This window comes from Mesorhizobium sp. M6A.T.Cr.TU.014.01.1.1 (genome assembly GCF_004022765.1).
GTDB classification, from domain to species: domain Bacteria; phylum Pseudomonadota; class Alphaproteobacteria; order Rhizobiales; family Rhizobiaceae; genus Mesorhizobium; species Mesorhizobium mediterraneum.
In genome coordinates, this window is sequence record NZ_RZPG01000015.1 from 105633 (window position 1) to 119672 (window position 14040).

13 protein-coding genes are annotated in these 14040 nt (G+C 63.7%); 6 read left to right on the plus strand and 7 right to left on the minus strand.

What is annotated here, in order from left to right; translation table 11 throughout:
• Positions 1 to 340 precede the first annotated feature (340 nt).
• Genes EN885_RS18345 through EN885_RS18360 form a run of 4 tightly spaced genes read left to right on the plus strand, consistent with a single transcriptional unit; the run spans position 341 to position 4231 of the window.
• Entirely contained in the window at positions 341 to 1330 is a 990-nt protein-coding gene (locus tag EN885_RS18345) for a substrate-binding domain-containing protein (RefSeq protein WP_095487082.1), read from the plus strand.
• A complete protein-coding gene (locus EN885_RS18350) occupies positions 1327 to 2328 on the plus strand; it encodes an ABC transporter permease (protein WP_095487084.1) in 1002 nt (333 codons plus the stop codon). Before EN885_RS18345 ends, EN885_RS18350 begins: the two co-directional genes overlap by 4 nt.
• Positions 2325 to 3089 (plus strand): ATP-binding cassette domain-containing protein, encoded by a 765-nt coding sequence (locus EN885_RS18355; RefSeq protein WP_128242974.1) that lies wholly within the window; start codon positions 2325 to 2327, stop codon positions 3087 to 3089. The genes EN885_RS18350 and EN885_RS18355 overlap by 4 nt, the downstream gene beginning before the upstream one ends.
• Positions 3090 to 3145: 56 nt before the next feature.
• Positions 3146 to 4231: a Gfo/Idh/MocA family oxidoreductase gene (locus EN885_RS18360; protein WP_128242973.1), complete on the plus strand. Its 1086-nt coding sequence runs from the start codon at positions 3146 to 3148 to the stop codon at positions 4229 to 4231.
• 10 nt (positions 4232 to 4241) lie between these two features.
• Here EN885_RS18360 and EN885_RS18365 read toward each other — a convergent pair whose 3' ends face one another.
• Positions 4242 to 4517, minus strand: a complete 276-nt coding sequence (locus tag EN885_RS18365; protein ID WP_095487090.1) for a hypothetical protein — start codon at positions 4515 to 4517, stop codon at positions 4242 to 4244.
• Positions 4518 to 4728: 211 nt separating this feature from the next.
• On the opposite strand from EN885_RS18365, the gene EN885_RS18370 reads away from it, so the two are divergent.
• Positions 4729 to 5703: an ABC transporter substrate-binding protein gene (locus EN885_RS18370; RefSeq protein WP_095487092.1), complete on the plus strand. Its 975-nt coding sequence runs from the start codon at positions 4729 to 4731 to the stop codon at positions 5701 to 5703.
• Positions 5704 to 5781: 78 nt separating this feature from the next.
• Complete coding sequence (locus tag EN885_RS18375) at positions 5782 to 7458, plus strand: iron ABC transporter permease (protein ID WP_128242972.1); 1677 nt, start codon at positions 5782 to 5784, stop codon at positions 7456 to 7458.
• Positions 7459 to 7464: 6 nt separating this feature from the next.
• Here the strand turns inward: EN885_RS18375 and EN885_RS18380 are convergent, their stop codons facing one another.
• From EN885_RS18380 to EN885_RS33640, 6 genes are all read right to left on the minus strand, one after another.
• Positions 7465 to 7704, minus strand: a complete 240-nt coding sequence (locus EN885_RS18380) for a TOBE domain-containing protein (protein WP_245493095.1) — start codon at positions 7702 to 7704, stop codon at positions 7465 to 7467.
• A 47-nt stretch (positions 7705 to 7751) separates the two neighbouring features.
• Positions 7752 to 8351 carry a thermonuclease family protein gene (locus EN885_RS18385; protein ID WP_206616829.1) on the minus strand — a complete coding sequence of 200 codons (600 nt, stop codon included), beginning with the start codon at positions 8349 to 8351 and terminating at the stop codon, positions 7752 to 7754.
• 33 nt (positions 8352 to 8384) lie between these two features.
• The gene (locus EN885_RS18390; RefSeq protein ID WP_128243019.1) at positions 8385 to 9584 is read right to left on the minus strand and encodes an ABC transporter substrate-binding protein; all 1200 of its coding nucleotides are present in this window, start codon (positions 9582 to 9584) and stop codon (positions 8385 to 8387) included.
• 86 nt (positions 9585 to 9670) lie between these two features.
• The gene (locus tag EN885_RS18395) at positions 9671 to 10429 is read right to left on the minus strand and encodes a transglycosylase SLT domain-containing protein (RefSeq protein WP_128335201.1); all 759 of its coding nucleotides are present in this window, start codon (positions 10427 to 10429) and stop codon (positions 9671 to 9673) included.
• A gap of 32 nt (positions 10430 to 10461) precedes the next feature.
• A complete protein-coding gene (locus EN885_RS18400; protein ID WP_126104680.1) occupies positions 10462 to 10833 on the minus strand; it encodes a hypothetical protein in 372 nt (123 codons plus the stop codon).
• 60 nt (positions 10834 to 10893) lie between these two features.
• Positions 10894 to 14040: Ig-like domain-containing protein (locus EN885_RS33640; RefSeq protein WP_164897867.1), on the minus strand; the 3147-nt coding region annotated here is incomplete at its 5' end.

Genomic DNA, 14040 nt, shown 5'->3' on the forward strand with positions numbered 1-14040 from the left:
AGCGCCAGCGCCTGTCCTTCATCGCCGCGTTCTTCCTCCCTTTCCCTGCTGCGCTGCAGCACATCAAAAGCCGCTGCATACCATTTTAAATCTTGACGCGTGTCAAATTTTTCTAAAACATGCGGAAATGCTGACAGGCATCGGTCAGCGCTCTGGGAGGAGAAATGCCTGCCGAAAAGTGGCCCGGACCGGGCGCGGAACCCGCAAACCGTTTGGCAATCGCTGATCGGTCGGCAGCTTGTCATCGCAAGCGCCGGGCTGGCCTTCGCCGGCACAGGCACTCCGTTAGCCGTACAACGGTTCGATTGCGACACAACCAACAATTAGGAGGAGGAAGAGCATGCGTATGTTCAATTGCCTGACGCTTGGCGCAGGTCTGTTTGCAACCGTTATTTCCATGCCGGCCCACGCCGAAGACGCGGCGAAGGTCGCGGCTATCGTCAAGGGTCTCGACAATCCGTTCTTCCAGTACATGCACCGGGGCATCGAAGAGCAGGCCAAGGCCGACAACGTGGCCGTCACTATCCAGGCAGCCGCCAATATGGGCGACGCCACCGGGCAGGCCGATCGGCTGACCGCCATGGCCATGCAGGATTTCGATTGCTATCTGGTCAATCCGATCAGTGTCAGCAACCTCGTCCAGGCACTGGTCCCTGTCGCCCAGAAGAACAAGCCGATCATCAACATCGACAGCACCATCGACGCCGAGCAGGCCAAGGCCGCCGGCTTCACCATCTCAACCTATATCGGCACCGACAACGTTGCCGCCGGCGTATTGGCAGGCGAGGAGATGCTGAAGCTGGTTCCTGCGGGCTCCAAGGTCGCGCTGGTGGCCGGCATCGTCGGCGATGTCGGCAGCAACGCCCGCATCAAGGGCTTCAAGCAGGCCGTCGAAGGCAAGCTCGAAGTCGTGGTGATGGTCAGCGCCGACTGGGACCGCGAGAAGGCGCTGACCGCGGCCACCGATATCCTGGCCGCGCATCCCGATCTCGCCGGCTTCTTCGCCGCCAACGACATCATGGCGCTCGGCGTCCAGCGAGCCGTCCAGACCTCGGGCAAGGACGTCAAGGTGATCGGCCTTGACGGCATCGTCGATGCGCTGAAATCGGTCGCGGCCGGCGAACTCTCCGCCACCGTCGCCCAGTATCCCTATGTCGTCGGCGCCATGGGCGTGGAGGCCTGTAAGGCGGCGGCCTTGGGCAAGGAACTGCCCGCCAACGTGCCGGCGCCGGTCTTGCTGATCAACAAAGACAATGCCGAAGCCTCGCTGAAGAACTTCCCGCGCCCGGGCGGCGACTATCCCGATCCCTTCCGCGAGATGTTGAAGTGAGCACTCCTGAACAAAACGCGCCCGTGCATACCGCGGGCGCGGCGGAGGAGAGCCGCCCCTCCCTGTCGGCTCTCCTCCTGGATCCTTCCTTCTGGGCCGACTGGGCATCGGTCGTCGGCCTTGTCGGCCTCGTCATCGTCTTCGGCATCGCCCAGCCGGTCTTTCTCAGCATCGCCAATCTGCAGGCCCTGCTGCTAGCGGCGGCGATCCTGGTCGTGCTGTCGATCGGCCAGACCTTCGTCGTGGCGACCGCCGGCATCGATCTCTCGCTGGCTGCCGCGGTTATGCTGGGCGCCATCATCCTCGGCCTCGTCGACGCCGCGGGTTATGGCATCTTCCTCGCCTGCGCGCTGGCTGTCGCCGCCACCAGCGCGGTCGGTTTCCTGAACGGCGTGCTCATCACAGCCGGGAAAATACCCGACTTCGTGGTGACGCTCGGCACGCTTTCGGGCGTCACCGGCCTCGGCCTAATCCTGTCAGGCGGCGAGCCGATAATGGTCGGCTCGACCTTCCTGCTGCGGCTGGCTTCGGGTTCCTTAGGGCCGTTCGGCTATCCCGTCTGGGTGGCGATCGCAGCCGTCATCGTGGCGCATATAGCGCTCTACCACACCCGCTTCGGCGTGCATCTGCTGGCGACCGGCGGCCAGGTCGAAAGCGCCGGCGCGCTCGGCATCCGCACCAACCGGGTCAAGATCGCCGCCTATACGATTTCAGGCTTCTGCGCCGGCATCGCCGCACTGCTCCTGGTGGCGCGCATCGGCTCGGCCGAACCGCAGATCAACACCAGCCTTCTCCTGAATTCGGTGGCGGCGGTGGTGCTCGGCGGAGTCAGCCTGTTCGGCGGCCGCGCCAGCATTCTTGGGCCGGCGATCGGCGCGCTGATGCTCACCGCGTTGGTCAACGGACTGACCCTGCTCAGCGTTTCGGCGTTCTACCAGCCGCTCGCCGTGGGCGCCATCGTGGTGCTGGCCGCTCTGATCATGCGGTACCAGAAATGAGCGCGGTCCATCATATCCCGCCATCCGAGGCGATCCTCGCCTGCCAAGGGCTGAGCAAGCATTTCGGCAGCATTCGCGCCTTCACCGACGTCGCGTTCCAGGCCCGCCGCGGCGAGGTCACCGCTGTCATCGGCGACAATGGCGCCGGCAAGTCGACGCTAATACGCTGTCTGGTCGGCGTGCATGTATCGGATGGCGGCGAAATCTTCTTCGACGGCCAGCCGCGTCCCTTCGCCAACCCCGACGAGGCGCGCAAGGCCGGCATCGAGACGGTGCACCAGAACCTGGCGCTGATCGACGAATTGACCGTGGCGCAGAACCTGTTCCTCAACCGCGAGATCGTGCGCCGGATCGGCCCCTTTGCCCTGCTCGACCGCAAAGCCATGAAACAACAGGCGCGCGCCATGCTGTCACGCCTGTCGATCAACATGCCTTCGGTCAGCCAGCGCGTGCGGCGCCTGTCGGGCGGACAGCGACAGGCGATCTCAATCTGCCGCGCCGCGGGTTCAGGCGCCAAGGTGGTGGTGATGGACGAACCGACGGCAGCGCTCGGCGTGCAGGAGACGGCCAATGTCGAAGCCCTGATCCGGCGGCTGCGCGAACAGGCCGTCAGCGTCATTCTGGTCAGCCATAATTTTGATCAGGTGCGGCGCCTGTCCGACCAGATCTGGGTGATGCGGGCGGGACGGATGGTGGCAACGGTCCGATCGTCCGAGACCACCGGCAACGAACTCGTCGCACTTGTCACCGGCGCGGCGTAGAGGCAACCCATCCGGCCATCTCGTTACGAATTGAATGATACAAAGGGAGTTTGCGAGTGGCGATAATCCGTGTCGGACTTGTGGGTCTTGGCGAGGTCGCGCAGTCGATCCATCTGCCGGTGCTGGCCGACCAGCGCGATCGCTGGGTGATAGCGGGCGTCTATGACGTCTCGCCGAGCCTGGTGGCGCTGTGCACATCCGAATACCCAACCGCCAAGGCCTTCGAAACGGCAGAAGCGCTGATCAATTCGCCCGACATCGACGCAGTTTTTGTTCTGTCATCAGATGACACCCACAGCCGTTTCGTCCGAGCTGCCGTAGCAGCCGACAAGCACGTCCTTCTGGAAAAACCCGCTTGTCTGACGGTGCGCGAGATCGACGAACTGCTGGTGCTGACGACGAATTACGCCAAGACGATCTTCGTCGGCTACATGCGCCGCTATGCACCTGCCTATCTGGCTGCCAGGGACGAACTACCCGCCTTCGCCGACATCACTCATGTGCGCATCTTCGACCTGATCTCCGAAGGCCGGCATTTCCTGAAGAAGAGCCAGAACATCCTCTATCCGAGCGATATCGACTCGGCGCTACTGGCACGCGGCGCCAGGGAGCGCGACACGCTGATCCGCGAAGTCGTAGGTGCCGATGCGCCGGCCGATCTCGTGCGCGCCTATCGCGGCCTGACCGCGCTGTCGTCGCACCACATCTCAGCGATGCGCGGGCTCATCGGCGAACCGGTTCGCGTGCTCGCCGCGCACCGGACCAATGGCGGCGCCAACACCTCAGTGACCTTCGACTACGGCCATTTCGCCTGCCAGTATGACGCGGTGGTCGACGATCTCGGCCTGTTCGATGCCATGATCGAGGTGCGCTCGAACACCAAACGCATCCGCATCGTCTACGACACGCCCTATATCCGCAGCCTGCCGACACGGCTCGAAGTGACGGAAGCCGGACCGCTCGGCCCGGTCACGCGGACCTTCGGGCCGCTCTATGGCGACGCCTTCTCCAACGAGCTGGAGACTTTCCACCGCCACATCTCAGATGGCACCAGGCCATTGACGGACCTGGCGGATTCGCGCCGCGACCTGGCGCTGATGGCCGAGATCATCGCGCGGATGAAGGAGGCTGGCGGGCGCTGAGTGCCCGCGCCTACTTCCCGCAATGGTGATCGTTGATCTTGTTTAGCGCATTCGCGTCGGGTCCGATCCGGTGGTAGGAGCAGGCTCCTGCGGCCGTGGTGACCAACTGCTGGTCATAGTAGCGCGGGCCGCCAAACAGGATGTCGATGATATCGTCTTCGGCGGGAACGTAGCGTTCGGATTGAACCCGGTGGTCGCGGTGCTTGTCGCCCGCGAAGGCGGAAGCGGATAGGCTACAGCCTATCGCGAGAGCGAGCACGCGGATCGCAAAGCGTCTTGTCGTCATCGGCAATCACCTTCTGGCCGTTCAGCGTCTCACCATACATCCAAAATCGCCAGCCGAGCAAAAGTTCCCCGGATCGTCCGAGGCGACGAAAAACCTGCCATCCTTGCCGATCCCCGCCTGTCACAATAGGTTTATCCTGCGGCGCTAGGGAGAGCGTTCTCGCATCCGGCGCTCAGCCGGATCCGTCTCTTCACACGAAGTGGGGTTTTCCATGCGCAAGATCATTCTCGCCGCCATGTTTTTGGCATCCGCCATCGCAGGCGCTTCAGCTGCCGACGGCACGCTGGTCCTCTATACCAGCCAGCCCAACACCGACGCTCAGCAGACCGTCGATGCCTTCATGGCGAAATACCCCGCAGTCAAGGTCGAATGGGTGCGCGATGGAACACCGAAGATCCTGGCCAAGCTGCGTGCTGAGATCGAAGCCGGCCAGCCGCAGGCGGACGTGCTTCTGATCGCCGACGTTGTGACCATGGAAGGGCTGAAGAAGGAAGGAAGGCTGCTCGCCTATCCCGAGGCCGATGTCTCCGGCATCGACGCCACCCTCTACGACAAGGACAAGACCTATTTCTCGACCAAGCTGATCACCACCGGCATTGTCTACAACACCAAGGCGCCCTTCGTGCCGGCGAGCTGGGAAGACCTCACCAGGCCGGAGGCGAAGGGCCTTGTCGCGATGCCCAGCCCGCTGACCTCGGGTGCGGCGATGATCCACACCGTGACGCTGACCGGAAACCTGCCGGAAGGCTGGGACTATTACAACGCGCTCGCCAAGAACGGCGCCCAGGCAAGCGGCGGCAATGGCGACGTGCTGAAGGCCGTCAGCGGCGGCGACAAGCTGTTCGGCATGATTGTCGACTACATGCCCATCCGCGAAAGGGCCAAGGGCGCGCCCGTCGAGTTCGTATTCCCGAGGGAAGGCGTCTCGGCCGTCACCGAGCCTGTCGCCATACTGTCCACGGCCAAGAACACCGAGGCGGCCAAGGCCTTCGTCGATTTCCTGCTGTCCAAGGACGGACAGCAAGCCGCCGCGAAGATGGGCTACATTCCGGCGCGCGCCGATATTGCCTTGCCGGCCGGCTATCCCGATCGCTCGTCGATCAAGGTGCTGCGCTACGATGCGGCCGCCGCGCTCGCCAACGACGCCGCCAACAAGGAAAAGTTCGGCGCCGTGATGAGCCAGTAGCGAGTCCAGCCGCCAGTGGTATCGTCCGCGCAGTATATCCTCCCCGGGCAGTCCGTGCCGGCACGGCGCGGGCCCGGGGTGCGGACCACATCGGGGTTTCGCGCGTCGGCGCTCGCCGTTCTGCTGGTCATCGCCCTGCTCAGTCTGCTGCCGATGGTCAGGCTCCTCGTCGCGGCCGTTGCGCCGGGCGGTGAGCTCGATTTCGGCGCATTCGCCGAACGCCTGGCCAAGCCCGCCGCCTTACGGGCGACGTGGCATACGCTGGATACTGCCTTTTTCGGCGCCGTGCTGGCGGTCTGCCTCGGTGGCCCCGTCGCCATCGCCGTCACCATGACCGACCTGCCCGGGCGAAAGCCCCTGGGTTTCCTGCTTTTGCTGCCGCTGATGATCGCGCCGCAGGTGACCGCTTTGTCGTGGCTGCATCTGTTTGGCCCGTCCAGCACGCTTCTCGGCATGGTCGGCATGGCGCCGCCACCGGGCACACCCAATCCGATGCTCGGCCGCAATGGCATCATCCTGCTTTACGCAGTCCAGCACGCGCCGATCGCCTTCATCACGTTGCGGGCGGGGCTTTCGCGGATTCCTCGCGATCTCGTCGAAGCAGCCAGGGCCTCCGGCGCCAGGCCGCTCTTCGTGCTGCGAACCATCGTCCTGCCAATCGTGCGTCCTTATATCGTGGCTGCGGCGGCACTCGCCTTCGTTTCCGGCGTCGGCAATTTCGGTATCCCGGCCCTGCTTGGAATGCCGGTCAACTATCTGACGTTGCCGACGCTGATCTATCAGGACCTGTCGAGTTTTGGACCTGGCGTCTTGCCGCAGATCACCGCGCTGTCGGTGCTGGTCGGCGTGCTGGCGCTGGCCGGTGTCACTTGCCAGTCGCTGGCTCTGCGCGGCGCCGCTCACCGCTTTACTTCAGGCACGCCGGCGCGTTTCGAGCTCGGGCGCTACCGCCTGCTGCTGGCCGGTCTCGGTTGGCTGGCGATCGGCTTCATCCTCGTGCTTCCGGCTTGCGCTCTGCTGGCGACGTCGCTCGTGCCGTCCTTCGGTGTCCCGCTTGGCTGGCAAACGTTGACCGCGTCCAACTATGCCGAGGTTCTTGTCCGCCAGGCTTCGACCGTTCGCGCCTTCCGCAATTCCCTTCTTTTTGCCGGTGCTGCGGCACTGATCCTCGCCATCGGCGTCATCCCGGTGACCGCTGTGCTCGAACGGCTCGGCCGGCGTTGGCAGCGTCTCCTCAGCGGCATCGTCGACCTTTCCTATGCGGTCCCCGGCGTCGTGCTTGCGATAGCCTGCATCCTCCTGTTCCTGCGCCCGCTGCCGCTGGTCGGCAGCCTCTATGCAACGGCCTCGATCATCGTGGTCGCCTACGCGATGCGGTTTTTCACGCTCGCCTTGAAACCAGTGGCTACCGCGGTCGGGCAGATTTCACGCGACCTCGACGAGGCGGCGGCGGTGTCGGGTGCTGGGTCCCTGCGCCGGCTTGCAACGATAACCGCGCCGCTCGCCGCACCCGCGGCAGTGGCAGGCGGGCTGCTCGTCTTCATTAGCGCCTTCAACGAGCTGACGGTCTCGGCCTTGCTCTGGTCGAGCGGCAATGAGACGCTCGGCGTGGTGCTGTTCAGCCTCGAGGAAGCAGGCTTGGGAACGCAGGCCGCCGCGATCGCCGTTTCCACGATTGCCGTTGTCGTCGTCCTGCTGCTTGTGCTCGACCGGTTCGGCCGGCGGCTTCCGGCAGGCGTCTTGCCCTGGCGGTAAGCAGCGTTAGGCGCCTGGAATAATCCAGGCGTCCGAGACGGCGACATTCACGCTCTGGCCGACTGCCACTGCCTCGGTGCTGTCGATCAGCAATTCCTGTCCTGGTCCTGGTCCTGGCCCTCGCCCTGGCATCGGCAAGGCCAGCCGCACCTCATGCACCGGACCGCGATAGACGCTGTCGAGCACCGTCGCCGGCATGCCCTCAGGTGAAATCCGCAGCGCTTCCGGTCGCAGCAGGATTTTCACCGGCCCTGCCGATGTCCCGGCACTTCGCGCCACGAGGCGATGCCCGGCTATGTCGACCGTCGCGGTTTCTTCGGCCTGCATGGGGCGGCGATAGCGAAACGATCAACTTCCGGTGGCACGAAACATTTCAGCGCGCGCCCGCGCAACCATGAGTTCAAGGCTGCGCGCGCGCGTTGGCCGCAAGGCCAGACGACGTCATGAAAGGAACAGGTCTTATCCATGTCAATGCTCTGGACCCCGCTGATGACCACCGTCCGTCCCATCGATTCGAAGATCGCGGACGAACTCGCAATCGGAGCGTAGAGCAGGACCTCCCGCCAGTCTTGCGGCATCGGCGTTTTCGGGGGCACGGCGAGACCGAGTTCGCTGAGTGGCGGACGGGGCTCGATCCGTTCGATTTCCGAAGAATCAAGTTGTGGCGGAGCGATGAGGTCCTGAGCAATCTTGCGTGCCGGCACTCGCCATTGAGCGTCGAGAACGGTTGCGCCCGGTCGGGTTGGCCGCTTGCCGCGAATATCAGGAGACGGCGCAGGAACAGGCCGGTCGACCGAAAGCAAAGCCCCGCCCTGAATGATCAGGAGGAGCCCGGCCAGAAGCTCCAGGCTTGCGAGCGCGACAGCCAAGCGGATGCGGCTCGGCCTGTCCATCAGCTCGATAAGGTCCTGCGGGTTCGCGCCGGGTCAAAAGCCCGACGTCGATCTGGCAACCAATTTGAGCGCACCCTTTTCAACTCGATAGAACGGCATCGATCGCTGGCTGGATCCGTCGGCGCGAAACCGGAATAGACCTGTGGATCCGCGAAACCCGCTCGGATTTTCGAGTACCTGTTTGCTGAAGCCATCGGGTCCAACCGCGCTGGCGATCCCAGCAGTCAGCGCAACCATATCATAGGCGTAGGCGACATTGACGTCGGGCTGATAGTTATAGGTAGTCTTGAAGCGGTCGGCGATTGGTCCGGTTTCGCGCGGATCGAGCGTGGCGATATAGGCCCCTTCAAACAGCGGCTCGATGGGGCGTTCCAGCCAGCGGTTTGTTCCCACCACAGCGATTGTTCTTCCCGGGATACCCTTGGATTTCAGGGCGGCAAGGATTTGCAGCGGGCTGTCGTCTCCGCTGGCGACAATGACGGCGTCCGGAGCATCCACGAGTGAGCCCATGTCGGTGACCGCTTTGGTGCCGCCGTCGCCTGCCGAGTACGGGATAGTGACCGCCAGCGTTGCGCCATAGATGCTTAGGCTGTTCGCGACCCGCTTTTCAACGGCACTGCCGTTCGAGCCAGCTGCGACAAGCAATACGAACTTCTTGCTGCCTTTCGCCGCGATGCCTGCGGCGCCCGCAGCCGCGCTGTCTGCCTCGCTGAGGCGCACGGCATAAACGCCGGGACCGCCTGTGAAATTGTTGGCAAGTGCCAACACTGGCGGCCGTTTCGGTCCCGACAATTTGGCGATATGCTGCGCCGCCGGTAGTTCGGTCGGACCGATGACGACTTTCGCTCCCGTCGTGATCGCCTTTATCGACAATTCGCTGGCGTGTGCACTGTCGCCCTGCGTGTCCTCGACCGTCAGTGTGAGCAATCCATTGCCAAGATCCGCCATTGCGAGTTTTGCGGCATCGAGCATCTTCCTGCCGGTTTCCCCCGTGGCTCCAGGGGCGGACAAGGGCAGCAGCATCGTGATCTTAGTCGAACCACTGCCGATCGATTGCGTCGCCTGGGATCGGCCCGCAACTGCGGCGTCATTCTGCACTCCGGGTGCGGCGATTGCAGCCGGATCGAGCGCTTCGGAAATGCTGCCTTTCGACTGGCAACCTGACAATGTCACGGCGAGCGCAAAGGCGATTGCCCTCGTCCGCAGCCAGAGGACCTGTCGGCCAGCTTCCATGATTTTCCACCCTATGTGCCGCCGGGTCACTTCCCGGTCTGATCTTCCAGTCATGTCACGGCTGAGTTGCGCCGTCTTGTGGTTCTTTAGCCTGCAAAAAGCCGGGCTCTGAGCGTCCTGATCTGTCTGGCTTGCCTTGCATTTCGATAGTCGGCGCATTTCATGTATCGCGGCCCAGGCACGAACACCCGCCGCACGCACACGCGTTTTCCGGCGGCAGGGGCGCTGTCTTCTCCTCCTGCTGAAAATGTGGAAAAGCCGAATGTTGCCACCGGCAATGGCCCGTCAACCTCGAACCCTTCCCTTGCCAGGATCGAGCGCGCGCGCTGGCAGTAGCGGACCGAAAGTGCCGAGAAACGGCTTTCGTTGTGCCCGGCGCGATACTTCATGACGGTGGTGCACAGGTCGCCGTCGGCGAGCCTGTTCGCCTGAGCGAGATATTTGACGCCCAGCGCGATGTTGGTCTTCGGCGCACTCAGCTCTTCGAGCGGGCCTTGAAAGCCAAGCATTCGTGCTGTCGCGGGCATGACCTGCATCAACCCGACTTCCCCGTCGGCACCGCGCGCCTCGGGATCGAACCCGCTTTCGATCTCCATCACGGCGTGTGCGAGCCGCGGCTCCAGGCCGTAGATCGACGACTGGCAGGTCGCGAATGCCTTCAGCGTTTCTCTCGTCCCTTCCTGGGTGGCATCGCAGCGCGTCGGCCGCAACCGTTCGGGCAAAGCATTTTGTATTTTAGTGGATTGTTCCGACGCACCCGCGCCGGCATGCATGGCAAGCAGGTCAAAACCGGCCAAGGCGATCGTTCCGACGATCGCCCGCAGCAGTGTTCGGTCGGCCATCATTGTCAGCCAGCCGCGCGTCGCCGCCTTTTTGGTCAGTTCATGTACTCGACCATGCGGTCGTGGAAACACTCGCATTTATTCAGGTAGTCTTCGTCGCGATAATTTGTCTTCAAATAGCCGTAAGCCTTGCCGCAGGCGACCTTGGCCTCGGAGGCCCAGACGAAGACAGGCCGTGACGAATGGATCCATTCCGAGCTGTTGGCGACGGCGACAGACTCGTCCATCAGTTGCACCACCTGGTTCTTGAGATCGACGATGTTGTCGGTCTGCACCAGGTTGGACGTGCCGACGACGCGACAATAATCGACCGACGGACCTTCGATGATGTCGGCGGCATACCCCGTCGATCCAACAGCCAGGAACAGTGTTGCACCGGCAGCCAGAAGTCTTGCAGACTTTTTCATGATGAATTCCCCTCTACCATTCGAATCTATAGCATAGCACCTAGCCCTTGCACTATTCCCCTAAACCGCATTGGCCGTGGTCGTATGCTGGGTTATTCCGTCGTCATAAAGCAGCGTGATTGTGCTGGACACCGGCACGTTCGTTAGCGTAGCCACATCCACGAAATTGGTGCCGTTGGCCGTACCGTCGGCATCGACGCTTAGCGTGCCGGTTCCCGCATCGTAGTTCACGAACTCGCCGATATTGGCTCCCCCCGGGGCTGTGTCGAACAACGACGTCAGGTCGATCACGTCGCCCTGGCCGCCAGCGCCGCTGTAGTCGGAGATGAGATCCTTGATGTCCAACTGGTCGAGTTTGAACGTATCGGCACCGTTTCCTCCAGTCATTGTGTCTTGGCCGAAACCTCCAACAAGGAGATCGTTGCCGTCGCCACCGCTGATAAGATCGCTGCCACCACCGCCGCTGAGGAAATCATTGCCTCCCCTGCCTATGATGACGTCATTGCCGCCATTGCCATTGAGATGGTCGATACCGGATGTGCCATAGATCTGGTCGGCCAAGGTGGCATCGCCATTCACCGTTATTCCAGGATCGCCTGGATCATGGGAGAAGAATTCGAATCTGACTGCGCGGGCCTGGTAGTTGCCGCCATCATTGTCGAAATAGGAAAGTGTCCATGTGTCGCCGGCGGCCGGTGGATTTGCGATCAGATAGTCCGCGAGCGTCGTCGTCGTTGCGACCCCGGCGCCATCGAGAAGGAAGATATGGTCATAGTCGACGGTCGCCTTCATCAGGCCGGTGGCCGGGTCGTAGGTCCAACTCTGCTCGAATGTGCCGGCAGTCAGATCGTCTTCAACAACTGCAAAACGGTTCGCTCCAATCCTGATCTCGACTTGAACTTCCTGCTCGCGATGCGATCCCGCACTGCCGTCTCCGAAGACGCCGGGATTGCGTTCCCCTAGCGGGATCGGAGTTACGAAGGGCGACTCCTGGAAGTCGGTGTAGATTACGACTGTCGAGCCGTGAGGATCGGCCGTTATGGCGCTTACCGTGGCTTGGGACAGGCTCAGGTTCTGGGTCTGGTCGTTTCCGGACGTGAGCGGGCTGTTACCATTACCCACCTGTGCGGTATCGCTGGGCAAGCTGGTCGGCGGGACTTCGTGGATGCCGACAGTCTGAGTGACGTGGGCGGTGCCGTCGAAGACGTCCAGCGACAGATTGACGTTGACGGTGTCGGTTACCGTTGCGGTCGGCCTGTAGACCAGGTCGTCCAGCAGGTTGATGCCGCCGGCCGGATCGTAGAGCACAGTGCCGGCCGTCAGGGCGACGTAGGTGACGCCATCGAAATAGAACGTGCCTGTGGGGATCGTCCCCGTCGCGGTGACGATGAGGTTATCGCCATCCGCATCGGTTGGGATAGTCACCAGCAAGGGATATCCGTCGGGATAGCTCGGCGTGCTCAAAGTTTGCTGTGCCGGATCGCTCGACATCCAGTTCTGGGTGTTTGCGGCAACCGGCGCATTGTTGACGTCCGACAGGGTGATGGTCAGCGTCGTCGTCGACAGGTCGCCGTCGCCGTCCATGATGGTGTAGACGAAGGTGTCGGTGGCGCCGCCGGCCGGCACGGCGTTGGCAAAGCCGTCATAGCTGTAGGAGCCGTTGGCGTTGAGCGTCAGCGTGCCGTAGGTGCCGGCAATGCCGGCGCCGCCGAGGCCGCCGCTCACCGGGCTGGCGGTGTTGCTGCCGGCGGCCACGCCGACAACGCCGCCACCGGCGGCCGCACCGTCGGCGCCGAACACGTCGTCGGTGGCGTCGCTCAGCACGTTGCCGGTGGCGATGGCGCCCTCGGCGACGCTGTTGGTGTTGGCGTTCGCCGTCGGCACGTCGTCGACGACGTCAATGGTGATGGTGCTGGTGATCGTGTTGCCGTTGGCGTCGGTCGCCTGGTAGGTGAAGCTCTCGACGTTGTTGACCGTGTTGGTGCCGTTGTCGGCATCGGCGCCGTCGACCGGTGCGGTCAGCGTGTAGCTGTAGGTGCCGTCGGCATTGAGGGTCAGCGTGCCGTGCGAGCCGGTCGCGCTGCCGACCAGCGCAAAGGTGTAGGGGCCGCTGCCGCCGGAGAGGTTGTCGGCGACCGTGCCGGTCACCGTCTCGGCCGGGCTGGCCGGATTGCTGCCGATCGCCAGTGCTGCTTCATTGACCGTGGCGTCGTCATTGGCGGCCGCCAGGCCGCTGTCCGACAGGGTGATGGTCAGCGTCGTCGTCGACAGGTCGCCGTCGCCGTCCATGATGGTGTAGACGAAGGTGTCGGTGGCGCCGCCGGCCGGCACGGCGTTGGCAAAGCCGTCATAGCTGTAGCTGCCGTTGGCGTTGAGCGTCAGCGTGCCGTAGGTGCCGGCGATGCCGGCGCCCAGCCCGCCGCTCACCGGGCTGGCGGTGTTGCTGCCGGCGGCCACGCCGACAACGCCGCCACCGGCGGCCGCACCGTCGGCGCCGAACACGTCGTCGGTGGCGTCGCTCAGCACGTTGCCGGTGGCGATGGCGCCCTCGGCGACGCTGTTGGTGTCGGCGTTCGCCGTCGGCACATCGTCGACGACGTCGATGGTGATGGTGCTGGTGATCGTGTTGCCGTTGGCGTCGGTCGCCTGGTAGGTGAAGCTCTCGACGTTGTTGACCGTGTTGGTGCCGTTGTCGGCATCGGCGCCGTCGACCGGTGCGGTCAGCGTGTAGCTGTAGGTGCCGTCGGCATTGAGGGTCAGCGTGCCGTGCGAGCCGGTCGCGCTGCCGACCAGCGCAAAGGTGTAGGGGCCGCTGCCGCCGGAGAGGTTGTCGGCGACCGTGCCGGTCACCGTCTCGGCCGGGCTGGCCGGATTGCTGCCGATCGCCAGTGCTGCTTCATTGACCGTGGCGTCGTCATTGGCGGCCGCCAGGCCGCTGTCCGACAGGGTGATGGTCAGCGTCGTCGTCGACAGGTCGCCGTCGCCGTCCATGATGGTGTAGACGAAGGTGTCGGTGGCGCCGCCGGCCGGCACGGCGTTGGCAAAGCCGTCATAGCTGTAGCTGCCGTTGGCGTTGAGCGTCAGCGTGCCGTAGGTGCCGGCGATGCCGGCGCCCAGCCCGCCGCTCACCGGGCTGGCGGTGTTGCTGCCGGCGGCCACGCCGACAACGCCGCCACCGGCGGCCGCACCGTCGGCGCCGAACACGTC

Coding starts and splice junctions, on each gene's coding strand:
- EN885_RS18370 (WP_095487092.1), top strand. CDS start 4,729: ATGCGCAAGATCATTCTCGCCGCCATGTTTTTGGCATCCGCCATCGCA.
- EN885_RS18390 (WP_128243019.1), bottom strand. CDS start 9,584: ATGGAAGCTGGCCGACAGGTCCTCTGGCTGCGGACGAGGGCAATCGCC.
- EN885_RS18395 (WP_128335201.1), bottom strand. CDS start 10,429: ATGATGGCCGACCGAACACTGCTGCGGGCGATCGTCGGAACGATCGCC.
- EN885_RS18385 (WP_206616829.1), bottom strand. CDS start 8,351: ATGGACAGGCCGAGCCGCATCCGCTTGGCTGTCGCGCTCGCAAGCCTG.
- EN885_RS18355 (WP_128242974.1), top strand. CDS start 2,325: ATGAGCGCGGTCCATCATATCCCGCCATCCGAGGCGATCCTCGCCTGC.
- EN885_RS18400 (WP_126104680.1), bottom strand. CDS start 10,833: ATGAAAAAGTCTGCAAGACTTCTGGCTGCCGGTGCAACACTGTTCCTG.
- EN885_RS18345 (WP_095487082.1), top strand. CDS start 341: ATGCGTATGTTCAATTGCCTGACGCTTGGCGCAGGTCTGTTTGCAACC.
- EN885_RS18365 (WP_095487090.1), bottom strand. CDS start 4,517: ATGACGACAAGACGCTTTGCGATCCGCGTGCTCGCTCTCGCGATAGGC.